The organism is Actinoplanes sp. NPDC051513, from assembly GCF_044454685.1.
GTDB lineage: Bacteria > Actinomycetota > Actinomycetes > Mycobacteriales > Micromonosporaceae > Actinoplanes.
The window spans coordinates 577,320-601,302 of the sequence record NZ_JBITDW010000003.1; the positions used below are offsets into that span (position 1 = coordinate 577,320).

Consider the following 23,983-nt stretch of genomic DNA (forward strand, 5'->3'; position numbering starts at 1 on the left):
CGTATGGCAGCGATATCAAACGGGCTCAGCCGGGCCCAGTTCCTGCGTATGGTCGGCGGCCTCGCGACCGGCGCCGGCGCGGCGGGTCTGCTCTCCGCGTGCGGCGACGGGTCCTCCGGCGACGGCTCGGCCACCCTCACCGTTGTCGGTGTGGCCGACGAGAAGGCGCCGCTCGACCTGCTGACGAAGGCCTACACCGACAGCGGCGCCAAGGTCACGTTCAAGACCTCGTACGCGCCGACCGACCAGGTGCAGACCTCGGTGCGCACCCAGCTGAACGGCGGCAACGCTCCGGACATCCACGTGCTCTATCCGGGCAGCGGCAGCGCGATGTCGACCGGCGATATCGGCCGGACGCCCGGTTTGCTCGCCGACCTGAGCGGCCAGTCGTGGACCTCGCTGATCCCGGCGAACCTCAAGTCCTCGTTCTCGTACGACGGCAAGGTGCACCTGTTCTCCTCCGGCCTCACTGTCATCGGGGTCATCTACAACAAGAGCGTCTTCTCGGCCGCCGGCGTGCAGATCCCGAAGACCTACAACGACCTCATCACCGTCTGCGAGACCCTCAAGAAGGCGGGCAAGGTGCCCTTCGCCCTGGGCGCGCAGACGCCGTGGGTCACCCAGCTCGTCACGTACGCCTTCGTCGCCTCGAACGTCTACCGCGACACCCCGGACTTCGACGACCAGATGCTCGCCGGCAAGGCGACCTTCCTGGACTCGGGGTGGAAGCAGTCCATGACCCAGTACATGGACCTGCGCGACCGGGGCTTCTTCAACGACAACCCGAACGGCACCACGCTCGAGCAGTCCACCGCGATGGTGGCGAACGGGCAGGCGGCCATGGCGGTGCAGGTGGCGCCGCTGCTGCCCGCGTTCCGCGACGCCGCGAAGAACAAGGACGACATCTCGATGTTCCCGTTCCCGTCGGCCGACACCGAGGACAAGGTCTTCACCTGGGGCGGCGCGAACGTCGGCATCGGCGTGCACGAGAAGAGCAAGAACAAGGACGCCGCCCTGAAGTTCATCGAGTTCCTGGGGCAGCAGGAGAACATCAACAAATGGTGTGAGGCGGTGGCGGGCATCCCGATCAAGCGGGACGCGAGCTCGAAGGTCGACCCGGCGCTCGAGTCGTTCCTGCCGCTGCTGGACGGCGGCCGGGTGGCGCCGGTCGGCCAGCGCTGGCCGAACGCCGAGGTCCAGCCGACCCACTTCTCGGTCATCCAGGAGCTGCTCGGCAAGAAGATCACCGTCGACGACGCCCTGAAGAAGATGGACGAGGTCTACAAGAAGGCCGCATGACCAACCTGCTCCTGCTCTTCTGCGACCAACTCCGGGCCGCGCTCGTCTTCGGCGCCGAGCCGGGCGAGACCGGCTGCTACGACAACGGATACCCGATGCCGGCCGATCGCCCGACCCTGATGGGCGCGTTGTCCGAGGCCGGCTACAAGTTCCGCGACGGTGGCGAGGACCGGCGGCTCCTTCAGCTGATCCAGGCGTACTACCTGGCCTGTGTGTCCTTCGTGGACGCCCAGATCGCGCGGATCCTGGCCGAGGTGCCGGCGGACACCGTGGTGGTGCTCAGCGCCGACCACGGCGAGTACAACGTGTACAGCCGGGATCCGTTGCTGGCCATGCGGGAGCGGGCCGCCGGCCACTTCCCGGAGCTGGCCGGCGCCGGATTCGATACCGACACCGTGCCGCTGGCGCTGGGCGGGCCGGACGAGGCCGAGACCTTCGCGGCCATCGCCCGTGACCCGGACGGCGGGTTCCTCGCCATTCCGGACGACGACCTGGCGCCGGATGAGACCTTCGCCGAGTACCGGACCCGCTACCGCGAGGGGGAGAAATCGTGAGCACATCGAGCGTCGTGAACGCCGTACCGGATCAGGCGCCGGCGGCGCCGCCGGCGCGACCGGCACGCCGGAGAGCGCGCAGCCGCCTGGGCCCGCCCTGGCTCTTCGTGCTGCCCGGGCTGATCGTGTATGCGGCGATCGTGCTCTATCCCAGCATCTCCGGGATCGTGTACGCGTTCACCGACTGGTCCGGGCTCGGCGACTGGTCGTTCGTCGGGCTGAAGAACTTCGACACGCTCTTCCACGACGACCAGGCGCTCGGCGCGCTGAAGAACACGCTGCTGCTCAGTGTCGCGATCGTGGTGGTGCAGAACGGGATCGGCCTGCTGCTCGCGCTCGGCGTGCACAGCCGCATCAAGAGCCGGATCCTGCTGCGCGCCGTGTTCTTCGCACCGGTCGTGGTCAGCCCGGTGATGGTGGCGTTCCTGTGGAAGTACGTCTACAACCCCGCGCCCGACGCCGGCCTCAACGGGCTGCTCGGCGCGATCGGGCTCGACTCGTGGCAGCAGGACTGGCTCGGCAACCCGTCGCTGGCGCTGTGGTCGGTGGCCGCCATGGTGGTCTGGCAGAACGCCGGGTACTCCATGGTGATCTTCCTGGCCGGGCTCGAGGGCGTACCCGCCGACCTGCACGAGGCCGCCACCATCGACGGCGCCGGCCGGTTCAGCCGCTTCCGGTACGTGACCTGGCCGCTGCTCGCCCCGGCCACCACCATCAACCTGATGCTCTCCACCATCGGCGGGCTCAAGCTGTTCGACCAGATCTTCGCGGCCACCAACGGCGGCCCGGGGTACTCGACCGAGACCCTGTCGACCGTGCTCTACAAGCAGGCGTTCGTCTTCGGGCGGTTCGGCTACAGCACCGCCGTCGCGCTCGTCCTGGCCCTGTTCGTCGCCGCCGTGTCCCTCGTACAGATCCGCTACCTGCGCGCCCGGGAGGACCAGACGTGAACCGGTACCGTCCGCGGACGTTCCTGCTCGAGCTGCTCATGGTGGCGATCGGCGTGGCGTTCCTCTTCCCGGTGTACGCGCTCATCACGCTCTCGCTCAAGGACAGCCAGCAGATCTCCGGCAGCCCGCTCGGCCTGCCCAGCCCGCCCACGCTGCACAACTACTCCGAGGCGTGGTCGGACGCCTCGCTCGGTGGCGCCCTGCTCAGCAGCACCCTGGTCACCGTGATCAGCCTGGTGGTGCTGATCGCCATCGGCTCGTGCGCGGCCTACTTCCTGGCCCGCACCAACACCAGGCTCGGGTACGGGATGTACGTGCTGTTCCTGCTCGGCATCGTGCTGCCGTTCCAGCTCGGCATGATCCCGCTGTACAACCTGTTCTCCCGGCTCGAGCTGCTCGGCAGCTACCAGTCGATCATCATGTTCTACAGCGGCATCCAGCTGCCCTTCACGATCTTCCTGTACACCGGGTTCATCCGGGCGCTGCCGGCGGAGTACGCGGCGGCAGCGCTCGTCGACGGGGCGTCGCACTGGCAGGCGTACACCCGGATCGTCTTTCCGCTGTTGCGGCCGATCACCGGGACCGTGCTGATCCTCAACGCGGTCTTCATCTGGAACGACTTCTTCACCCCGCTGCTCTACCTGTCGGGTTCCGACCACGAGACGGTGCCGGTGCGCATCTTCGCGTTCGTCGGGCAGTACGTCTCCGACTACGGCCTCGTCTTCGCCGGGCTCGTGCTCGGCGCCATCCCGATCCTGGTGGTCTTCCTGGTGCTGCAGCGGTATGTCATCAAGGGCTTCGCGAGCGGGCTGAAGGGATGAGCCCGGACTTCTCGCCGGCCGCCCTGTGGTGGTGGAGTGGGGAACCACTCGAGCGGGAGCGGCTGCGGTGGCAGTTGCGGCGCTATCGCGAGGGCGGCGTGCACAACCTCGTCGTCATCAACCTGGCCGCATCGGGGCCGCTGTTCGGTAGCGACCCGGACTCGCCGGTCTTCTTCTCCGACGATTGGTGGAACATCTTCGAGTACGTCTGCGCGTGCGCGGCCGAGCTCGACATCTCGATCTGGTTCTACGACCAGATCGGGTTCTCCGGAGCCGACCTGCCGGCAAGGCTCGTGGAGCGGAATCCGTCGTTCGCGGGGCAGTGGCTCATGCCGGACGGCAGCGTCACCACCAGCGGCTTCGACTATCTGTCGCCCGATGCATGTGCCGCCCTGCTCGACGCCGTACACGGAGAGTTCGAACGGCGGCTGGGGCATCTGCTGGGGAATGTCATCGTCGGGTCGTTCCAGGACGAGTTGCCGGCCATGCCGACGTGGTCGGCATCCTTCGCGGCTTCCTTCCAGGAACGCCGTGGCTATCCGCTCTCTCCCGGTCTGCTGGACGACGTCGACAATCCGGCCGGCGACCGGATGCGGCGCGACTACCACCTGACCCGGGCCGAGCTGGCCGAGGAGGCGTTCTTCCGGCCGCACGCGGCGTGGCACGAGAAGCACGGGCTGCTGTCCGGGTGCGACCAGCAGGATCCGGCGCGCAACGGCGATCCGGTGGGCGGCGTGCGACTGTACGCGGACTACGCGCGTACCCATCGGTGGTTCAGCGCGCCCGGTGCCGACCATCACGGCGACGCGCGGCTGCACTCGTCGCTCGCCCATCTCTACGGGCATCGGCGGGTCTGGCTGGAGGCGTTCCACTCCAGCGGGTGGGGCGGCACGCTGGAGGAGACGTACGACTGGCTGCTGCCCTTTCTGCGCGCGGGCGCCACCCTGTACGACCCGCACGCCACCTACTACTCGACCAAGGGCGGCTGGTGGGAGTGGGCGCCGCCGGCCACCGACTGGCGACAGCCGTACTGGGCGCATCACCGTGTCTTCGCGGAGGCGGTCGCGCGGCTGTGCGAGACCCTGTCGCGGGGGCGGCACGTGTGCGACGTGGCGGTGCTCATGCCCACGACGACCGTCCAGTCCGCGACCGGGGTTCCGCTCTTCGGCGACGAGGTGGCGGTCGGCGCCGCCGCCCGCGAGGCCCAGCGGGTCTACCAGGAGATCGTCGGGGACATGACCTGGTTCCGTACCGTGCCGGGGGTGCTCGACCGGCTGCGGCGCGAGGCCGACGTCATCGACGACGACTCGCTCGTGCGGGCCTCGGTCGCCGGCGGGGTGGTGCGGGTGGCCGACGAGGCCTACCGGGTGGTGGTGCTGCCGGCCTGCACGGTCCTGGCGGATCGCGTCGCCGGGCAACTCGACGCCTTCGTGGCCGGGGGTGGGTTGCTGATCGCGATCGGAGCGCTGCCGTCCGACGCCGGGCTGCGGGCGCACTTCGACGCGGGGCGGGCCCATCTGCTGCGCAGCGCCGAAGACCTGGGTGCTGTGCTGGCCGCCGTTCCGCCGCCGGTGGACGCGCCGGTGCCGTCGTTGGTGCGAGACGTGGACGGCACCCGGATGGTGTTCCTGCCGGCGGCCGCGCCGCGCGCCAGCGACGTCTCGGTGGGGGCGCCCGAGGAGCGCGGCATCTCGCTCGGGTGGCTGGACGCGTCGTACGACTTCGATCCCGGCCGCTACCACGAGACCATTCCGGTACGGGTCCGCGGCGTTTCCGCGTACGCCGTGCTGGTCGATCCCCTCAGCGGCCGGCAGCGGGAACTGCCGTGCACCCAGGTCGGCGACGCGGTCGACGTGCGGGTGCCCTTCGATCGTGGCCCGGCGGCACTGCTGCTCTTTCCGCCCGCCGGACTCGCCGCCGGACTCGCCGCTCGCCTCGAGAAACCGCTTACCGCGGAGCTTGAGCTCGACGGCGGATGGGCCATGGAGCTCGTGCCCACTTTGGACAACACGTGGGGAGACTTCGCGCGTCCGGCCGGAGCGCAAGTGGCGGTGGAGCGCTGGGAGATGCGGCATCGCGCCGGCGAGGACGAGGAGTGGGAGCCGGCGTACGCCACCTTCGGGCCACACGCGGCTGGGCTGAGCTACTCCACCTCGCGCGGCATCCGCAAGGACCCGATCCACCGGGAGACGCTGGGGCCCAAGGGACATGTGCCCGAGGAGTTCCTTGCCTTCGGCATCGTCAAGGCCCGGCGGACGGCGCGACTGAGCACCGAGCTCATCGTGGCGGCCGGCACGAACGGATGGCTCGCCGTGGGCGCGGCGGCCGCCAAGCGGGGCAAGCTCGACGGCGAGCCGCTGATCTTCGGCGACCACGGCTATCTGGCGTTCGCGCCGGTGCGGCTGACGGCCGGACGGCACACGCTGGAGCTTTCCCTCACCCCGGACGAGGAGCTCGACCTGCGGGCGTACGTGGCCGTGGTCGGCGACGTCGCACGCTTCCGGCGGCCGGAATGGATCGAGGCCGGCGGAACGGGTGGCGGCCCGGTCACGCTCTCCACCGTGGTCGAAGCGGGCACCATCCAGGTGGCCGCCCGCGACCGGTGCGTGGTGCGGGTCGACGGCGTCGAGGTCGGCCGGCAGGGCGGCTTCGAGCCGTACGCCGAGCAGGAGACGCCCCGGGTCCGCCGCTACCCGGTCCCGGCCGGCGAGCTGTCGGTCGAGCTGACCGAGGGCGCGATCCTGGTCGACGGCGCGGCCCGCAGCGGCCGGCACTGGACGGCGACGCGCGGCGGCCGCCCGGTCGACACCGTCGTGCGCCGCCGCCAGTACGGCGATCCGGCCGCCCTGCACCTGCCGCGCCGCCCGCACCCGTTGCCGGGAACCGACTGGCTGGAGGACACTCCGGCCGACGGCACCGTGCTGCCGGTGGTGCTGGCCGATCCCGGCCAGGCGGCGGCGCAATGGCTCTCCTTCGTCGTCCCGCCCGGCGCCACCTCGCTCACCCTGTCGGCGTACGGCGAGGTGGTCGTGCACGTGGACGGCATCGAGCTGGCCAAGGGCGCCGGCGACCCGGTCGAGCTCACCGTCGACCTGGACGGCCTGGGCGGCCCGCGCGAGTGCACGCTGCGCGTCGTGACGCGGCCCGGCTACTCGCGCGGCGCGATCCTGGCCGGCCCGGTCACCTTCGAGGTGGGCTCCGGCCCGATCTCGCTGGGCGACTGGCAGGAGGTGGGTCTGCCGGAATACAGCGGCGGGGTCCGCTACCGCCGCCGATTCCAGTCTCCGGCGGCGTCCATCGTGGACCTCGGCCGGGTGCGCGGCACGGCCGAGGTGACGCTCAACGGACGGTCGTTGGGGGTGCGGGTCTGCGCGCCGTACACGTTCGAGGTGGGCGACGCGCTGCGGCCAGGGGAGAACGAGCTGGAAGTGCTGGTGTACAACACGCTCGCGCCGTACCTCGACGCGATCAGCCCTACCCACTTCGTGTTCGACGGGCAGAAGGTCTCGGGGCTGTTCGGCCCCGTCCGCCTCCGCTGGTGACCAGGCCGCTCAGGCGTCCGCGGCGTACGCGGCCACGGCCTCGGCCGCCAGCGCCGCGGCCCGCTCGGCCGTCTGCACCGTGGCGCCGGCCAGATGCGGCGTGAGCACCACGTTCGGCGCCGTGAGGATGCGGCTGCCGGCCGGGATCGGCTCGGGGTCGAACACGTCGAAGGCGGCCGCCCCCAGCTGTCCCGACTCCAGCGCGTCGACCACGGCGTCGTAGTCCACCAGGCCGCCGCGCGCCGTGTTCACCAGGACCGCGCCACGCGGCATGCGGGCCAGGGCGGCCGCGTCGATGAGGCGGTGGGTCTCGGCGGTCAGGCGGGCGTGCAGGCTCACCACATCGGAAACGGAAAGCAGCTCGTCCAGTGTGGACACCGACTCGACCGGGGCGTAGGGGTCGTAGACGACCACCGACGCGTCGAAGGCGGCCAGCATGCGGGCCACCCGCGCCCCGATCGCGCCGTAGCCGACCAGGCCGACCGTGGCGCCGGAGAGCTCACGTCCGGCCGCGGACAGCGCGTACAGATCGCTGCGCCACTCGCCGGCCCGCACCGTGGGGTGCACCTCCGGGAGACGGCGCAGGGCGGCCAGCATCAGCGCCAGGGTGTGCTCGGCGGCGGCCGGCGCGTTACGGCCCGGCGTCGAGCGGACCTCGATGCCGCGCTCGGCGGCCGCCGCCACGTTGACGTTGACCGGACCGCCGCGGGTGCACACGATCAGACGCAGGGCGTCGGCGGCCGCGATGACGCGAGCGGTGAACGGCGCCATCTGGGTGATCGCGACCTCGACGCCGGCCAGCGCCGCGATCAGCTCGTCCTCGTCGCCGCAGGCCTCGTCGACCTCGCCGATCTTGCCGAACGGCTGGTACGGCCAGGCCGAGGTGAGCGTGGTGATCGTCAACCCGTCGCCGAGCCGCTCCCGCAGCGCGGCCCGCACCAGCTCCGGCGTGACGAAGTGGTCGCCCGCGACCAGGATCCTCATTGCTGTTCTTCCTCCCACCAGTCCCGCGCGTGCGACACCGCCCGCAGGTAACGGTCGAATCCGCCGGCGTAGCGGGCCGCGTCCGGGCCCGGCTCGACGATCACCCCGGTCGGCGCCGCCCACGCGGGAAGACCGATCGCCTGGCGGGCCGCGAGGGCCGCGCCCCGGGCGCCGACCTCGTCGCCGGAGAGGGCGCGCAGCGGCCGGCCCAGCACGTCCGCGAAGATCTGCAGCCACGGCCGGCTCGCCGCGCCGCCGCCGCACACCACCAGCTCGCCGGTGAGGCCGGCCGCGGTGAGGCAATGCCGGGCGGCGTACGCGATCGCCTCGGCCACGGCGCGCACCACGTCGGTCCGGTCCACCCCTACGTGCAGGCCGTCGAGCCGCGCCCGCGCGTGCGGCGCTACGAATGGGGCACGCTCGCCCGCCTCCGCGAAGAACGGCAGCGCGGTCACGCCGTTCGCCCCGGCCGGGCTCGCCGCGAGCAGCTCCGGCAGGTCGCCGACGCCCGCGCCGACCAGCGCGAGCACCCAGTCGAGGGCGGCGGCGCCGACCATCGCCGGCATGGCGCGCAGCCAGCGGCCCTCGGTCCAGGTGGCCAGGGTGAGCCCGCAGGGCTCGCCGGTGGTGTCCACAGTGTCGGTGAGCACCTGGCAGGCGAGCGTGGTGCCGATGATGAGCAGACCGTCGCCGACCTCGGTGACACCGCCGCCCCACGCGGACGCGGGAAGGTCGTAGGGTGCGGCCACCACGGGGGTGCCATCGGCGCGCGGGGCCATCGGCGGACGCCGTACGGGGGCCAGCAGCCGCCGGTGGCCGGCCAGGCCGCACAGCTCGAGAAGGTCGTCGGCGTAGTCGCCGGTGCGCGGGTCGAGGAACGGCACCGACGCGTCCGACGGGTCGGTGGCGCGCAGGCCGGTGAGCCGCTGCACCACCATGTCCTTGCAGTAGCCGGCGGTGGTGGCCGCCGCGAGGGCGGCTGGCTCCTGCTCGGCGAGGGCGGCGAGAATCGGCGCGGCGGCGCCGGGAAACAGCAGCGATCCGGTACGCCGGAACAGCGCCTCGAGGATCCCGTCGCGCTGCCAGCGGGCCAGGATGTCGCCGGCCCGCGCGTCCAGCCACGACACCGCCGGCCGCACCGGCTTGCCCTCGGCGTCGCTCAGCCACACGCCGTCGCCCTGCCCGGTGACCCCGATCGCGTCCACCGGGCCGTGCCCGGCCAGTTGCCCGAGGACCGTCTCGGCGGCGGCGAACACCTCGTCGGGGTCCTGCTCGTAACGGCCGGGGCCGGCCCGGTCCAGCCGCGCGCGCTCGGCCGCCCGGGCCACCGGCACGCCGTCGTCGTCGAAGGCGACGGCCTTGATGACGGTGGTGCCCGCATCCAATCCAATGATCATGTAACCACCTCGTGGCGTACGCCGTGCTCGCGCATCTCGGCGAGCGACTCCCCGCTGGCCCGGGCGTCGGTGAGCACGAGCTCGAAGTCGCGCAGCGGCGCCAGCCGGTGCAGCGCGGCCCGGCCCAGTTTGGTGTGGTCGACCATCAGCACCGACCGCTGCGCGGCCCGCATCATCGCCCGCTTCACCAGCACGATCTCCTGCTCCTGGTGGTACGCGTAGCCGTCGGCGATCGCGGAGGTCGAGGCGAAGAGCAGGTCGACCCGCAGCGCCTCGATGGCCTCGATGCACGGCACGCCGAGGAAGCTGTCGTGGGTCGGGTGGTACTCGCCGCCGAGCGCGAGCAGGCGGATCCCGGGGCGGCCGGCGAGCAGTTTGACGGTCTCGAGGAAGTTCGTCACCACGGTGAGCGGGGAGAGGCCGTCGAGCAACCGGGCCAGCTCGAGGGTCGAGGTGGAGTCGTCGAGCATCACGGCCATGCCCGGCTCGATCAGCTCGCGGGCCCGCCGGGCGAGCGCCTGCTTCTCGGTGAGCGCCGCTTGCATCCGGTACGAGACGTTGCTCTCGAACACGCTCGACGGCTGGGCGCTGACCCCGCCGCGGTGCTTGCGCACGACGCCCTGGCGTTCCAGCTCGTCGAGATCGCGGTGGATCGTCATGAGGCTGACGCCGAACTGCTCGGCGAGGTCGGTGGCGGAGATCGAGCCGTGGCTCACCACGTACTCGGCGATCTCGGTCTGGCGCTGGGCGGGCCGACTGCGCTCGGCCGACGGGGTCGTCATGCCGCACATCCTGGAGTGAGCTCCACGTTGTAGGCCAGCAGCGCGGCCGTCCCGTCCACGAATCGCAGGTCGGTGCGGGAGGCCGGGCTCAGCCCCGGCAGCTTCCGGCGGTACTCCCCGAGCGGCACACCGAGCACCGCACACACGATCAGACGGATCAGCGTGCTGTGGGCGACGATCAAAATCTTTCCTTCCGGGTACGCCTCCGTGAGCGCGCCAAGAGCGGCCAAGGCCCGCTCGACGGCATCGCGCGGGTGCTCCCCGCCCGGGAAATGGTTCGCGGCCGGGTCGCGGACGAAACGCTCCACCACGTCGTCGGGCATCTCGGCCAGCAGGCGCCCCTCGGCCGAGCCGAAGTCGAGCTCGCGCAGCCGCTTGTCGACGATCGGGGTCAGCCCGGTGCGGGCCGCCGCCGGCTCCGCGGTGCGCACGGCGCGGACCAGATCGGAGCAGGCCAGCGCGGCCAGCCCGGCACCCTCGGCCCAGTCGGCCAGCTGCCCGGCCTGGCGCTCGCCGGTCTCGTCGAGGTCGATGTCGGAGCTGCCCGTGTACCGGTTGGGCCGGTGCCACGGCGTCTGTCCGTGCCGGGCCAGATGGATGACCGTCATGCCGCACACCGTGCCAGGCGCTCGTCGATGTATCCGAGAAGGACCAGTTCGCCGAGGAACTTCGCGTACGGCTCGGCGAACCGCTCGGCGGCCGCGGGGCGGGGCTCGACCACGCCGGCCAGCCGCACCATGCGCCGCGCGGCGACCGACAGCGAGCCGTTGCCGGCCGCGGCGAGCACGGCCATGCCGAACGCGGGCTCGGCCTGCGCGGGCCGGTGCAGCGGCCGGCCCAGCACGTCGGCGCGCAGCTGCGTCCAGTACGCGCTGCGGCTGCCGCCGCCGGTCACCATCACCCGCCCGTCGACCTTGGCGCCCAGCGTCTCCACGTACGCGTAACAGAGCCTCTCGACGAAGGCCACGCCCTGAAGCAGCGCCGCGTACCGATCGGCCCGGGACCGCGGCCGGCCGAGCAGGAAACCCTGGGCGTCCGGCCGCACGAACGGGAACCGCTCGCCGCGCGACACGAGCGGGTAGGCCACCGCGCCGGCCGGCTCGAACGCTTCGGCCGCCGCATCGAACGCCGCCGGGTCGTCGCGGAACTCCGGGGGAATCGAGCCCGCCCCCACGTTCGAGGCGCCGCCGGGCAGCCAGCCGCCGTCCGGATGGCGATGCGAATACACCGCGCCGCCCGGGTCGCTGAGCCGTTCGGTGGTGACGCCCTTGAGCACGAGCGTGGTGCCCAGCACCGAGTTCCAGTCGCCGGGGCTGAGCGCGCCCGCCGCGACCTGCGCGGCGCACCCGTCGGTCATGCCGGCGAGCACCGGGGTTCCGGCCGGGAAGCCGGTCTCCCCGGCCGCCCGCGCGCTCACCGCACCGAGGCGGCTGCCCGGGCGCACGACATCGGGCAGCATCGACAGGGGCAGGCCGAGCCGGTCGAGCACCTCGGTGGGCCAGCGGTGCGCGCTCAGGTCGTACCCCGTCTTGAGAGCGTGACTGAAATCGGTCGCGACCGGCGCACCCACCAGGCGCCCGGCGAGATAGTCGGCGGAGTGCGCGAGCCGCACGCCCCCGCGCTCCGCGGCCTGCCGGGTCGCCGCATCGGCCTGGCCCAGCAACCACAACACCTTGGGCAGCGCCCACGAGCGCTGCATCGGCAGGCCCAGCGCCGCCCACAGCGCCCCGCCCGCCTCGGCGGCCCGCCGCTCCTCGGCCTCGGCGCGGGCGTCGTCATACATCAACGCCGGCGTGAGCGCGGCCCCGTGCCCATCGGTGAGCAGCACCGTCCCCGAGGTGCTGCAGAGCGCGACGCCGCGCAGCCGCTCGGCGGCCAGCCCGTCGAGCGCGGCCCGGGCGGCCGCACCGAGCGCCCGCCACCACGAAGCCGGATCCTGCTCGTGGATGCGCCCCGGAGCCCGCCGGCTGGAGAGCTTGGCCGACCCCTGCCCGGCGAGCCCGCCATCGGCGTCGACGACGGCGACGCGCAGGCTCTGGGTGCCCACGTCGACCCCGGCCCAGAGCGGCTCGCCGGCGCTCGTTGACGACTGAACCATGGGCTGTCGAGCTCCCCGCTGCCGATGCTGCTACCGCGATTTCACGATGAATATAACAGGCCGAGATGTTAAGTCTGCAAGCACGAGTGTGGTTCCTGCAACGCAGACCGGCCGCGGACCGCTCGACCCCGCAATCCGTCCGCCGAACTAGCGCGAACGGCCCCCGGCCTGCGGACAAACCGTCCACAGGCCGGAGGCCCGCGTTTGTTCGTGTCGGGGCTACAGGGCCACGCGGACACCGCCCGAGAAGAACCCGTCGTGCAGCTCGACCTCGGTCAGCTTGGTTGATTTCGGCACGTCGAAGACCAACTTCCCCTTGACGCTGTTGCCGGGGTTGATCTCCTCGAGGAACGTCGCCGCGTCGCTGTTGATGTAGAGCTCGGCCTCGCTGTCGTTGTTGAATTCGGTCTTGCCGGCGTACGCCTTCTGGTTGCCGCCCGTGAACGTCTGCGGCTCATCGCCGATGTTCTTCACATTCACCGCGACGACGCAGAATTTGCCCTGGGCGGCGGTGTTCAGATACTGGTCGCCGACCTTGGTCTTCGAGCAGTCCATCCCGGTGACCGTGAACTCGAATTTGCCGTCGCGGACCTTGTCGCCGATGCCCGGCGCCTTCTTGGCCGGCGCCTTCGTAGCGGGCTTGGTGGCAGCGGGCTTGGTGGCAGCCTTGGTGGTCGGTGCGGCCTCGCCGGTCTCGTCCGTTGCCGCCGGTGCTCCAATGTCGGCAGAGTCGTTCCCGCCGCCGGCGATCGCCCCGATGACGCCGATGCCGAGACACAGGACCACGACCACGCCCACGGCGGCCAGAACCCAAAGCAGCGGGCTGCGCTTCTTCGGTGGCACCGGCTGCAAAGGAAATCCCCCGGGCGGCTGCTGCGGCCAGCCGGGGCCGGGTGTCACGGGCGGCTGCTGGCCGTGCTGAGGCGGAGGTCCGTAGGGTCCGGGCTGGTAAGTCATCACGTTTCCCTGATCGACGGGTGACGGGGCGCTCACAGGGTGGTGCCTGATTCGAGCGGCGTCGAGGCGACGCGATCACTTTCAGCCGATCATCGGAGCACTATGGACGATTGTCGGTCCTCTATCGGGTGGTCGGGGTCTTCACTCGTTCTGGGCCTCGAGAGTGCCTGGGGCGGTACATCGGGCTGGCGTACGCCTGGGGGCTTCACCGTGGGGCACTGAGAGTGACGATTCGACGGCTTCGTCGACGCGGTCACAATGAGCGACGTCTGAGCCGATCCCCTACCTCCCCTACGACGCGTCAGGCCCGGTCGGCAGACCGGGCCTGACTGCGTGTGTGGAGATGAGTCACGGTGCGGAAGAGGGGACTCGAACCCCTACGTCCTTTCGGACACTGGGACCTAAACCCAGCGCGGCTGCCAATTACGCCACTTCCGCCCGATTTGCCCCGCGAGGCAATCCGTTGAGCAAAGTCTAAACGGTTCCAGGTCAAGCCATGGTCACGGCGTGGGTTGATGGCACCCGCCCGGCACGGCGGCCGCCTTGCGGATCTGTGCCGCATGACGGCCGCCGTGGGACGGTGGACCTGTCGGTCGGTGTGACTTGCCGGAATGATCGGCAAGTCGGAGGCGGACCTGCGGGAAAAGTCCCTGCCGTAAAACTCAGTCGATTCCCAGGTCGCGGCGCAGCTTGGCGACGTGACCGGTGGCCTTCACGTTGTAGAAGGCCTTCTCGATGACGCCGTTCTCGTCGATCACGAAGGTGGAACGGATCACGCCCATGATCGTACGGCCGTAGTTCTGCTTCTCCCCGAACGCGCCGTACGCCGTCAGGACGCTCCTGTCCTCGTCGCTGACCAGGGGGAACGTGATGGCGTCACGCTCGCGGAACTTCGCCAGCTTGGCGGGGGCGTCGGGCGAGATGCCGACCACCTCGTAGCCCTCGGCCCGCAGCGAGGCCAGGTTGTCGCGGAAGTCGCACGCCTGGGTGGTGCAGCCGGGGGTCATCGCCGCGGGGTACGCGTACAGGATGACCTTGCGGCCGCGCAGGTCTTTGAGGGTGAGCCGGTCGCCGTTGTCGGTGGGCAGCGAGAACTCGGGCGCGGCGTCGCCGGCGGAGAGTCGGGCGGTCTCAGTCATGCGATGACGATAGTCCGGTCCGCCGGGGCATCCGGGTTGTGCGGAGGCAGGGCGGCGCGTAGCCGGAAGACGCCGGTCAGGGCCATCGCGGCGCCCACGCCGAGGGCCGTCGTCACGAGGACGCGGGACAGCCAGGCGGGGCCGGCGGCGGGGAGCACGGCGGCGTCGAAGGCGCCGACCTGGGTGAAGCCGGCGAACAGGGCCAGGCATGCGCCGGCGAGGGCCAGATAGAACGGCGGATGGCGGAACACGGCCGCCAGCGGGAGCAGCCCGGCCAGGACGAGCACCAGGGAGGGGGCGCCGCCGTCGAGGGCGGTGCTCAGGGCGTACGCGAAAGGTGCGAGAGCCCCGGCGAGCGCGACCGGCCGCACGGACGCCGGCCACCGCATGAGCAGGCCGAACGCCGCCAGGCCCGTGAGGGCCGCGACGCCCCACCAGAGCCAGGCGCGCGGCGGCGGCTCCCAGTCGAGCGTCCCCCGGAGCTCGAAGGTGCGCACCTGTTCGCGCAGCGGAACCGTCCACGAGCGGAGGCGATGCGCGCGGGAGGGGTCGGCGGCCGCCTGCGGCGGAAGGCCCGCGCTGAGCCAGTGGGTGCGCTGATCGTGCCAGCGCACCGTCGTCGATGACGAGAGCTTGCGCCAGCTGGGTGGCGCGGTGGAGTCCGCCGAGGCGGGCACCGGGTTGTCGCCGGTCAATGTCTCATTTATGTACGCCGATGGAGAGTTGACGTTTTGCCAGGTGCCGTCGGGGCGGATGTCGAGGTACGGCTCGCCGGAGTAGCCGAGAACCTCGACGGAATGCCCCGTTTCGTTGCGGAGCTCGAGCCGCGCCCCGGCCTCGACCGTGCGGACGCTCAGCCCCTTCTCGGGCGTGCTGACCCCGGTGATCGTCGTGCGGTAGGCGGTCGCGTCGGGAGCGTCGCCGCCGTGCGCGAACGCGGGCGTGGCCGGCGCGAGGAACGCGCCGGCCACGATCACCAGGAGGGCGAGGCGTCTCACCCCTCGGCCGCCTCCACGGCCTTGGTCAGGTCGTCGGCGGTGGGCACCGCGCCGTTGGCGCCGGTCACCTGCTTGCCGTTGACCACGACGGTCGGCGTGCCGTTGAAGTCGCGGGACGAGAACGTGTCGGTGACCTTGCCGACCCACGCGTCGTACGTCTTGTCGGTGACCGCCTTGGCGAAATCGTCGCCGAGCCCGACGCTCTTGCCCAGCTCGATCAGCTTCGCGTCGGTGAGGCCGTCGCTGTTCTCCTCGGGCTGATTGTCGTAGAGGGCGTCGTGGTACTCCTTGAACTTGCCGCCCACGGCCGCCGCGGCCGCCGCGCCGGCCGAGCGGGTGGAGTACTTCGTGCCGTTCGACGCGTCGTCGAGGATCGCGACCGTGTGGTAGCGGACGGTGACCTTCTTGTCGGTGACCATCTGGGCGATCGTGTCACCGGAGGCGTCCTCGAACTGGTGGCAGATCGGGCACATGAAGTCTTCGTAGAGGTCGATCGTGACCGGCCCGGTGCCGATCGCGAACGCGGTGCCGTCGTCGACCGCGACGCTCGGCGTGACCACGCTGCTCGCGTCGTTCTTGGACTGGTTGGCGTAGACACCCCAGCCGATCAGGCCCGCGATCAGCAGCACCGCCACCACGGCCACGGACGTCCAGAGCGTCACCTGACGGCGCTTGGCGGCCACCTTCTGCTGCTCGACGATCCGGCGGGCGGCCGCTCGATCCCGCCCCCGATTGCCCTTGCTCATCGTTCTCCCATCAAAAGGCCGTCCAGCGAGAACCGGGTACGCGGCTTGGCCAGCAGAATCCCGGCGAGGACCAGGAAGCCGACATCGCGCAGGATCTCCAGGCCGTACTGCGCGGTGCGCCCGGTGGCCAGGTCGCCGCCCTTGCTGAAGCAGCCGCAGTCGATCTGCAGCCCGCGGGCCCACGCCGACACGATCCCGGCGATGAAAATCACCAGGAGCAGCGCGGCGATCGCCGCGCTGAGCCGGACGGCGAGGCCGATCAGCAGGAGCAGGCCGAGCGCGATCTCCAGGAACGGCTGGACCGCGCCGATCACCTTGGCCGTGTCGTAGGAGAACAGCCGGTAGGCGTTCACCGCGCGCCCCGAGGCGGCCAGGTCACCCACCTTGAGCAGGCCCGCCGTCAGGAAGACCGCGGCGAGGCCGAGCCGGGCCACCGTGGAGACCCATGGCCAGACAGCCGTCATCCGGGCAGACAACTGCCTCGTTTCCATCGTCACGCCCTGTTAGTCGATATCCTCATTGCCGAGGTTCCCTCAGTCTCCTGTGGTTTGTCTGGGAACTGGCTGGAGAGGCCCTAAACGGCGCGCGCCTGTGCGACGGCCGTCACCAGCTCGTCGCGTGCCCTCGCCACTCTCGACCGGATGGTGCCGACCGGCACGTCCTCGACGTCGGCCGCCTCGGCGTAGGAGAGGCCGAGCACCTGGGTGAGCACGAACGCGGTGCGCCGCTCCTCGCTGAGCCGGGCGAGCAGGTCGGCGGTGCCGAGCCGGTGTGCCGGGTCGGGCGCGGGCAGGTCGGTGCAGGCCTGCGCGGCGAGGCGCGCGTCGAGCCGCCGGCGGCGGACGACGGCGCGGAGGTGGTCGGCGCAGGTACGGCGGGCAATTCCCAGCAGCCACGTACGGGCGGAGGACCGGCCCTCGAAGCTGGGCAGAGCCTTGAACGCCCGCAGGAACGTCTCCTGGGTGAGGTCGTCGGCGGAGCCGGTGTCGACCAGCGCGGCGGTGAAGCGCCACACCTCGGACTGGGTGGCCCGGACGAACGCGGCCAGGGCGGCGGCGTCCCCCGCGCCCGCCCGTATGGCTAGCTCCGTGGTGTTCTCACCCTCGGTCATGGTCGGAGATGGTACGGGAAGCGGAATTGTCGGAGGCTTCTGGAACCATGTGGGGCGCATCGGCGACTACCCGCCGGTGGGTACTTCCGACCGGATCGTGGAGCATGGCGCGCATGACCTTTGATCGTCGCCGGGCGCTGGCGGGCGCCGCCGGCCTGTTGATCGGGCTCTTCTGCGTGCTGCTCGGGGCCTCGCCGGCCAGCGCGCACGCCGCGCTCGTGGCCACCGATCCGGGCAACGGCACGATCGTGCCCGACGCGCCGAACAAGGTGACCCTGACTTTCAGCGAGTCGGTTCAGCTGGTCAACGGCAAGATCCAGGTGCTCGGGCCCGACGGCGCCCGCGCCGATCAGGGCGACCCGACGGTGAACGGCGACACGGTCACGATCCCGCTGCGCTCCGGCGGCGGCCGCGGCACCTATCTGGTCAGCTTCCGGGTGATCTCCGCCGACAGTCACCCGATCGGCGGCAGCATCACCTATTCGGTGGGCGCGGCGTCGACGCCGCCGTCGGCGACGATCGACGACACCAAGGTCGACCCGGTGGTCCGGGCGCTCATCCCGGTCGGCAAATACCTCGGGTACGCGGGACTGGTGCTCCTCGTGGGCCCGGCGCTGGTGCTCGCCCTGCTGTGGCCACACCGGCTGAGCCGCCGAGGGCCGTCCCGGGTGGTCTGGACGGGCATGGGGCTGGTCACGTTCAGCACGCTGATGGCGATCTGGCTCCAGGTTCCCTACACGCTCGGTACGGGACTGTTCGACGTACGCATCGGCGATCTGCGCGACGTGCTCGGCAGCACGTTCGGCGCGGTCATGCTGGTGCGGCTCGGCGTGCTCGCGGCGGCGGCGTTCCTGCTGCGGCCGCTGCTGCGTGGCAACGGGTCGGGGGAGTCCAAGACCGACCTCGCGCTGCTGGGAGTGCTCGGCGTGGCCGCACTGGCCACTTGGCCGCTCACCGGGCACCCGACGGCATCTCCCGTGGCCGGCGTCTCGGTGGTGATCGACGCCATTCACCTGGCGGCCATGTCGGTCTGGCTGGGCGGGCTCGTGATGCTGGTCGGCTTCCTGTTGCGTGAGGCCAACGAACGCGAGCTCGAGGCGATCCTGCCGATCTGGTCGCGCTGGGCGGCCACGGCGGTGAGCGCGCTGATCCTGGCCGGCGTGGTGCAGGCGCTGATCGAGGTGTCCACGCTCAGCGGCCTGGTCGACAGCACTTACGGGCGGCTCATCCTGGTGAAGGTGGCGCTGGCGGCGTGCGTGCTCGGCGTGGCCTGGTATTCGCGGCGGCTGGTGCGGTCGCATCGGGCCGAGTCGTCGCCGGGGCGGCTGCGCCGGGTGGTCGGGGTGGAGCTCGCGATCACGGCGGTGGTGCTGGGGGTGACGGCCGCGCTCGTGCAGATCGCGCCGCCGCGCACGGCCCAGGCGGCCGACACCGGCTCGACCAGCTCCACGGTGAGCCAGACGCTGACGAGCAGCACGATGGCGCTCCAGGTCGACATCTTCCCGGCCACGGTGGGCAACAATTCCCTTCACCTGTACGCGTACACGCCCGACAACAAGCCGCTGACGGTCGTCGAGTGGACCGGGACGGCGGCGCTGCCCGCCAAGGGGATCGAGCCGATCGAGATCCCGCTGCTGCGGATCACCGACTTCCACGCGGTCGGCGACATCGCGCTGCCCTCCGCCGGGCAGTGGACCTTCAAGTTCACGGCTCGAACGAGCGACATCGATCAGCAGACGTTGACGCTGACCGCCAACATCTCCTGATTTCTTCGCACATACGGCCCGGCCCTCGGAGGAGGTCCGGGCCGTTCTCATATCCATGAGGGATTTCGCGGCTATTTGACCACTTTGGGGTTATTTGGATCTGTATGGTCTCCGCAGTACGGCCCGAGAAGGGGGAGAAGCTGATGCGGGTGTTCCGCACCATCCTCGGAATGCTGCTGCTGACCATCGGCCTGCCGTCGCTGCTGGCCGGCGCGGCGCTGTGGGCGGCCATGCAGCACCGCGACCAGGGCGGCGCGTTCAGCGGCGACCTCCAGCGGCTGATCACCCCCGGGTACGCCGTCGTCGTCCCCGACGTCGACCGCCTGCTGCGCTCCGACGCCCCCTTCAGCCGGATCGGCGACACCCAGCTCCGCATCACGGCCGGCACCCAGGACGGGCCCGCCTTCGTCGGCATCGCCCCCACCGCGGCGGTCGACCAGTACCTCTACGGTGTCCCGCACAGCACGATCGAGAACGTCGACATCGGCACGGGCGCCCTCCCCGTCGCCAGCACGATCCTCGGCGGCCGCCGCGCACCCGAGACGATCCCCGCCCGCGCCACGTTCTGGCTGCGCACCGGCGACGGCGAGCTCGCCTGGACGCCCGGCGAGGTGACCGGCGGCCCGTACAGCCTGGTCGTGATGAACCCGGGCGCGAAGCCCGGCCTGCGCCTGACCGCGGCCGCCGAGATCCGCCCCGGCTGGCTGAACTCCAGCACGTGGGGCCTGATCACCCTCGGCACGCTGCTCGTGATGAGCGGCCTGATCGTCCTGGCCTGGCCCGGCCGGCGGCGCGAGGTGGTCTACGTGGTCGAGCCCAGCCAGGTGCCCGACCTCATGGCGGCCATCGGCGCGCCGCTGCCGCTCGCCCTCACCGCCGGCCGGCCGGGCGGCGCGCACCGGCCGCGAACGCTGGCCGACGCACAGAAGATGGCGGCGCTGCCGCCGGCGGCGCCGCAGTTCGTCTGGCCCCCGGCGGGGACGCCGGCGCTGTCCGGCCCCGAGGCGGTGGCGATGCGCGCCGCCCCGGACGCGGCCGCGTACGCCGCGGCTACGGCGATTCCGGGCCGTTCGTCCGGGCGTTCCTTCGAGGACGCTGACGAGGCTTTCGCCGCGGGATTCGCGGACGGCTCCGTCCTGGGGCGGGTCATCGCCACACCCGGCCCGGGCGCGGTCGTTGCGCCCTCCGCCGGTTCGGGCGCGATCGCTGGATCGTCCACCGCTTCGGGCGCGGCCGTTGCTCCTTCCGCCGGTTCGGGCGCGATCGCTGTTCCCTCCGCCGGTTCGGGCGCGGCCGTTGCGCCCTCCGCCGAGATTGTCGAGGAGCGCGCGCCGGGTGGGCCCCTGCCGAAGCCGGGGGAGCCGCTCAACTTCATCCAGCCGGCGACGGCGGGCGGGCCGGTGTCGCTGCCGCTCGGTGACCCACCGTCCGCGCAGGACCCGATCTTCGGCCGGCGTGGGGAGCGTAGCCGTCGTCGCAACCCCGAGCCGAGCGACCTGCCGATGTTCCACGCCTCGGCGGTCGACGCATGGGTCGCCGAGACGGCCGCCGAGCGCGCGCGGGAGACCGAAGCGACCGCGGCCGCGCGCATGGCCGAGGTGGCACGCAAGAACTCCGCCGGCGACGAGGAAGCGCCCGAATCGCCGGCGTCGGCAGCGAACCGTGGCTTCCCGCAGCGCTCCGACGTCGACCCCGGCTTCCCGCAGCGGCCCGATGCCAACCGTGGCGCGCCGCGAGGCTCGGGCAGCGGCCGTCCGGCGACGTCCGGCGATGGGGCGATGGCCGCCGCTTACGAGGCGGGCGCGGCGGACGCACGCGCGGCGAGAGGCGAGCTCGAGCCGGCTGGGAGCACTTCCGCCAGGACCCCAACTGCCGCTGGGCGTGACTCCATGTCACTACGCGATCCGCGTACGGCCGGACAGCGCGTTACCGTGGTCACGGGCCCCCAGCCCACCGATTGGGCCGCCACCGGGCTGACTCGGGCGGACGCCCGCCGGGTCGGTCGGCAGACGTCCTCGGGCGGCGGTCAGGGAGCCCGGTCCCGGACTTCGACGCCGTCCCCAGCTCAGCCCCGTGACACCGGAGCGGCCTCGAAGCCGCCCATCGCCAAGCCCGCATCGACCGTGACTCCCACCGCTACCACCGAATCGGCCGCGGCACGTCAGCCTGTCGAGGAGATCCGGGCCGTGGCGGCGATCGGAACCGACGCGGGCGTCACGATCGGCTCCAGCTCCAGCTCCAGCTCCAGCTCCGGCTCCGGCTCCGGCTCGGTCTCGGGCTCAGGCTCAGGCGCGGGCGCGGGCTCCGGCGACGGCGGGGCGACCGGTTCGTCGGTTAGCGCCTCGGCGGCCACGCCGGACAAATCGGCGGTGGCCGGGCGGCCCGGGACCGAGAGGCCAAGCACCGAGCGGCCAGGGTCCGGCCGGCCGGCGGGTGGGCGGCCGAGGTCCGGGCGGTCGGCCTCGGTAACGGCGGCCACCTCCGAGGATGAGCTCGCGACCTCGGCAAACGGGGCCGGGCCTGGTTCGCGGTCCGCGCGGGCGGCGGCGTCCGCGCGGTCGGGTGGGGAGACACCGGCGCCTTTCCCGAAGGTTCTGGGGCTGGGCCGGGCGTCCATCGCGGCCGAGGAGCGGGCGCCTGGTGACGCAGAACTCGGTCCATCCGTTGGGACGGCGGCCCCGGCACGGACTAGCGTGCAACGCGAGGAATCTTCGTCACCCACGGCAGCTTCTTCTCTCGCGACGCCCGTGGCCGGCCCGCCCCCGATGTCCGCCGGCCCCGAGAAGGTACAGCCCGCCACGCCGGCAGCCTCCGCAGTGTCGTCCGTTTCCGCGACGACAGCGAGCGCCGGCGCCGAGCCGCCCCTAACCGCCAGTAGGGCGCGGCAGGCCGCGGGAGCGGACACCGGGACAGGTCGCGAAGACCGCAGTCCGGTGTCCGCTCCCAAGCTGAGCCCGATCATCGCCGCCTCCGGCGCGGCCCCCGACGAGGCGACCCGCACCAAGAGCACCGAGCCCGAGGGCGCGGCGAAGAATGCCACCAAGCGGCCGTCGCCAAGGCCGTCGTCGGCCTCCGGGCAGCCCGCAGTTCCCGCCCCCGCCCGGACGGCCGCTCCCGCGCAGCCTTCCGGCCCGGCCCGAACCACGGTCGGCTCCCAGGCTTCAACCCCGGCGCCCACCGGCTCGAACGCTTCACCATCAGTGCCCACCGGCTCGCATGCCTCACCATCAGTGCCCACCGGTTCGCATGCTTCACCGCCGGCGCCTACCCACTCGCACGCCTCACTGCCGGCGCCCGCGACTGGGAGCGACTCCACCTACGCGCCCCTAACTGCCTCGCTCGAGACGCACGCGCAGAGTTCGGCGGAGCACCTCGCGAAGACCAATGCGCCCATCAGGGCATCCGTCGAGGCTGGCGAGTCGAATGTCGCGCCGCAGGTGTCGGGAATCACCTCGGATGTGACCTCGCCGCAGATGCGGGTGGTCGCGGGCGTGCCCGAGGTGTCCGCCGTGATGCACGCGATGGCTCGCGGCGAGCGCATCGGTGGATCGACCGCCGCTGGGCCCACGGCCGAATTGGCCGGACTACCCGAGTCAGCGGGGCTGGTTGATTCGGCGGGGTTGGGCGGCCGGGGAACTGCCCGCGAAGGCGAAGCAGCCGAATCGGCGGGGCCGGCGGGACCGGTGAAATCGGCGAGACTGGCGAAATCGGCGGGACCGGCGAAATCGGCGGGACTGGCGAAATCGGCGGGACTGGCGAAATCGGCGGGACTGGCTGAATCGGCGGGACTGGCCGAATCGGCCGAGAAGCGGCCGGGCCAGGTGCCGGAGTTTCCGCTGGCGCAGCGTCCGATGCCTACTCCCGGTGGCGTGCGGAAGCCGGCCGATCCGAGTGGCGCTCAGGAGGGCGCCGCCTCGGGCCTTGCCGGTCGGCTCCCCGGGCTTGGTGGAAGGCTGGCGCCCGCCGCCTGGCGTAAGGCCGCCGAGACCGTGGCCGCCCGCGCTGAGGCCGCCGCCAAGGCCCATCCCGAGGCGACCGCAGGCCCAGCCGGTGAGGGTGAGAACGCAGAGGCCAAGCCGGCCAAGACGACGCAGACCCGTGCCACCAGGGCGAAGTCTGCCGAAGGCGCTACGACGACCCGGGCAGCCAAGGCGGCCCCGGCCCGATCGGCAGGCTCGCCCGAACCCGCGAAGTCGGCCCGCGCGGCCAAGGCGGCACCGGCGGCGAAGGCCCCTGCCAAGTCGACCACCGCGCGATCGGCGTCGACCACCGCGCGATCGGCCTCAACCGCCGCCAAACCCGGCTCGACGACTGGGAGCAAGCCGGCCAAGGCCGCCGCCAAACCCACCGCCGTCGAGACCTCGTCGGGGCTGTCGAGCTATCAGAAGGAGGCCGCCGAGTTGCTCGCCGCCTCGGCGCAGCGCCGTCGCCGCCGAACCGTTACGAACCCAGCAACGATCGAGCCGGCCGCGCCCGAGCCCGTCCGCCGTCGCCGGGCCGCCCCGACCCGGCCGGACGACGACTGATCCGGCGGCCCATCCCGGCCGGGTGACTACCGGCCGGACCACGGGCGAGGCCGAGCGGCGGCTGGCCCAGCCCTCACGCGGCCGGGCGACGGCCGGGCGTGCCCTGCCTCGATCCGACCCCTGCCGACCCATCATCGACCAGCCCTCTGAACTGCACGAAGACCGTCCTGAGTTCGGCCTTCGCCCGGTCCGAGCAGAAACAGAGCCGGGGGTCAGAGCCGGGTCAGAGCCAGAGCTGACAGAGAAGAGCCGGAGCTGAGCCGGGGCCTGGCCCGGTCCAGCCGGGGTCGAGCCGAAGCCTGGCCGAAGGTGC

The 23,983-nt window shown here is 71.9% G+C and carries 18 protein-coding genes and 1 tRNA gene; 7 read left to right on the plus strand and 12 right to left on the minus strand.

Annotated features, from left to right (window positions below; genetic code table 11):
• The first annotated feature begins 3 nt into the window (after nt 1–3).
• From ACIA5D_RS12720 to ACIA5D_RS12740, 5 genes are read left to right on the plus strand one after another with little or no spacing between them, the layout of a single operon-like run.
• Nucleotides 4–1,299 carry an ABC transporter substrate-binding protein gene (locus ACIA5D_RS12720; RefSeq protein ID WP_396030015.1) on the plus strand — a complete coding sequence of 432 codons (1,296 nt, stop codon included), beginning with the start codon at nt 4–6 and terminating at the stop codon, nt 1,297–1,299.
• Complete coding sequence (locus tag ACIA5D_RS12725; protein ID WP_396030016.1) at nt 1,296–1,853, plus strand: hypothetical protein; 558 nt, start codon at nt 1,296–1,298, stop codon at nt 1,851–1,853. The genes ACIA5D_RS12720 and ACIA5D_RS12725 overlap by 4 nt, the downstream gene beginning before the upstream one ends.
• Nucleotides 1,850–2,803, plus strand: a complete 954-nt coding sequence (locus ACIA5D_RS12730; RefSeq protein ID WP_396030017.1) for a carbohydrate ABC transporter permease — start codon at nt 1,850–1,852, stop codon at nt 2,801–2,803. Before ACIA5D_RS12725 ends, ACIA5D_RS12730 begins: the two co-directional genes overlap by 4 nt.
• Entirely contained in the window at nt 2,800–3,624 is an 825-nt protein-coding gene (locus ACIA5D_RS12735; RefSeq protein WP_396030018.1) for a carbohydrate ABC transporter permease, read from the plus strand. The genes ACIA5D_RS12730 and ACIA5D_RS12735 overlap by 4 nt, the downstream gene beginning before the upstream one ends.
• Nucleotides 3,621–7,166: a hypothetical protein gene (locus ACIA5D_RS12740; RefSeq protein ID WP_396030019.1), complete on the plus strand. Its 3,546-nt coding sequence runs from the start codon at nt 3,621–3,623 to the stop codon at nt 7,164–7,166. The genes ACIA5D_RS12735 and ACIA5D_RS12740 overlap by 4 nt, the downstream gene beginning before the upstream one ends.
• 9 nt (nt 7,167–7,175) lie before the next feature.
• On the opposite strand, the gene ACIA5D_RS12745 is transcribed toward ACIA5D_RS12740, so the two are convergent.
• From ACIA5D_RS12745 to ACIA5D_RS12800, 12 genes are all read right to left on the minus strand, one after another.
• A complete protein-coding gene (locus tag ACIA5D_RS12745; protein WP_396030020.1) occupies nt 7,176–8,150 on the minus strand; it encodes a 2-hydroxyacid dehydrogenase in 975 nt (324 codons plus the stop codon).
• Nucleotides 8,147–9,547: an FGGY family carbohydrate kinase gene (locus ACIA5D_RS12750; protein WP_396030021.1), complete on the minus strand. Its 1,401-nt coding sequence runs from the start codon at nt 9,545–9,547 to the stop codon at nt 8,147–8,149. Before ACIA5D_RS12750 ends, ACIA5D_RS12745 begins: the two co-directional genes overlap by 4 nt.
• Nucleotides 9,544–10,329 carry a DeoR/GlpR family DNA-binding transcription regulator gene (locus ACIA5D_RS12755; RefSeq protein WP_396030022.1) on the minus strand — a complete coding sequence of 262 codons (786 nt, stop codon included), beginning with the start codon at nt 10,327–10,329 and terminating at the stop codon, nt 9,544–9,546. Before ACIA5D_RS12755 ends, ACIA5D_RS12750 begins: the two co-directional genes overlap by 4 nt.
• On the minus strand, nt 10,326–10,937 hold the full coding sequence (locus ACIA5D_RS12760) for a histidine phosphatase family protein (RefSeq protein ID WP_396030023.1): 612 nt from the start codon (nt 10,935–10,937) through the stop codon (nt 10,326–10,328). The genes ACIA5D_RS12755 and ACIA5D_RS12760 overlap by 4 nt, the downstream gene beginning before the upstream one ends.
• Nucleotides 10,934–12,427: an FGGY-family carbohydrate kinase gene (locus ACIA5D_RS12765; RefSeq protein ID WP_396030024.1), complete on the minus strand. Its 1,494-nt coding sequence runs from the start codon at nt 12,425–12,427 to the stop codon at nt 10,934–10,936. The genes ACIA5D_RS12760 and ACIA5D_RS12765 overlap by 4 nt, the downstream gene beginning before the upstream one ends.
• A gap of 219 nt (nt 12,428–12,646) precedes the next feature.
• Complete coding sequence (locus ACIA5D_RS12770; RefSeq protein WP_396030025.1) at nt 12,647–13,270, minus strand: DUF4352 domain-containing protein; 624 nt, start codon at nt 13,268–13,270, stop codon at nt 12,647–12,649.
• Nucleotides 13,271–13,738: 468 nt separating this feature from the next.
• A tRNA-Leu gene (locus tag ACIA5D_RS12775) sits at nt 13,739–13,822 on the minus strand.
• 224 nt (nt 13,823–14,046) lie between these two features.
• Nucleotides 14,047–14,523: a thioredoxin-dependent thiol peroxidase gene (bcp, locus tag ACIA5D_RS12780; RefSeq protein ID WP_396030026.1), complete on the minus strand. Its 477-nt coding sequence runs from the start codon at nt 14,521–14,523 to the stop codon at nt 14,047–14,049.
• Entirely contained in the window at nt 14,520–15,521 is a 1,002-nt protein-coding gene (locus tag ACIA5D_RS12785; RefSeq protein ID WP_396030027.1) for a hypothetical protein, read from the minus strand. The genes bcp and ACIA5D_RS12785 overlap by 4 nt, the downstream gene beginning before the upstream one ends.
• Nucleotides 15,518–16,267 (minus strand): DsbA family protein, encoded by a 750-nt coding sequence (locus ACIA5D_RS12790; RefSeq protein WP_396030028.1) that lies wholly within the window; start codon nt 16,265–16,267, stop codon nt 15,518–15,520. The genes ACIA5D_RS12785 and ACIA5D_RS12790 overlap by 4 nt, the downstream gene beginning before the upstream one ends.
• A complete protein-coding gene (locus ACIA5D_RS12795; protein WP_396030029.1) occupies nt 16,264–16,758 on the minus strand; it encodes a MauE/DoxX family redox-associated membrane protein in 495 nt (164 codons plus the stop codon). The genes ACIA5D_RS12790 and ACIA5D_RS12795 overlap by 4 nt, the downstream gene beginning before the upstream one ends.
• Before the next feature lie 83 nt (nt 16,759–16,841).
• Entirely contained in the window at nt 16,842–17,378 is a 537-nt protein-coding gene (locus ACIA5D_RS12800; RefSeq protein ID WP_396030030.1) for a sigma-70 family RNA polymerase sigma factor, read from the minus strand.
• A 104-nt stretch (nt 17,379–17,482) separates the two neighbouring features.
• On the opposite strand from ACIA5D_RS12800, the gene ACIA5D_RS12805 reads away from it, so the two are divergent.
• Nucleotides 17,483–19,144 (plus strand): copper resistance CopC/CopD family protein, encoded by a 1,662-nt coding sequence (locus tag ACIA5D_RS12805; RefSeq protein WP_396030031.1) that lies wholly within the window; start codon nt 17,483–17,485, stop codon nt 19,142–19,144.
• Between the two features lie 104 nt (nt 19,145–19,248).
• Complete coding sequence (locus ACIA5D_RS12810) at nt 19,249–23,670, plus strand: hypothetical protein (RefSeq protein WP_396030032.1); 4,422 nt, start codon at nt 19,249–19,251, stop codon at nt 23,668–23,670.
• The last annotated feature ends 313 nt before the right edge of the window (nt 23,671–23,983 follow it).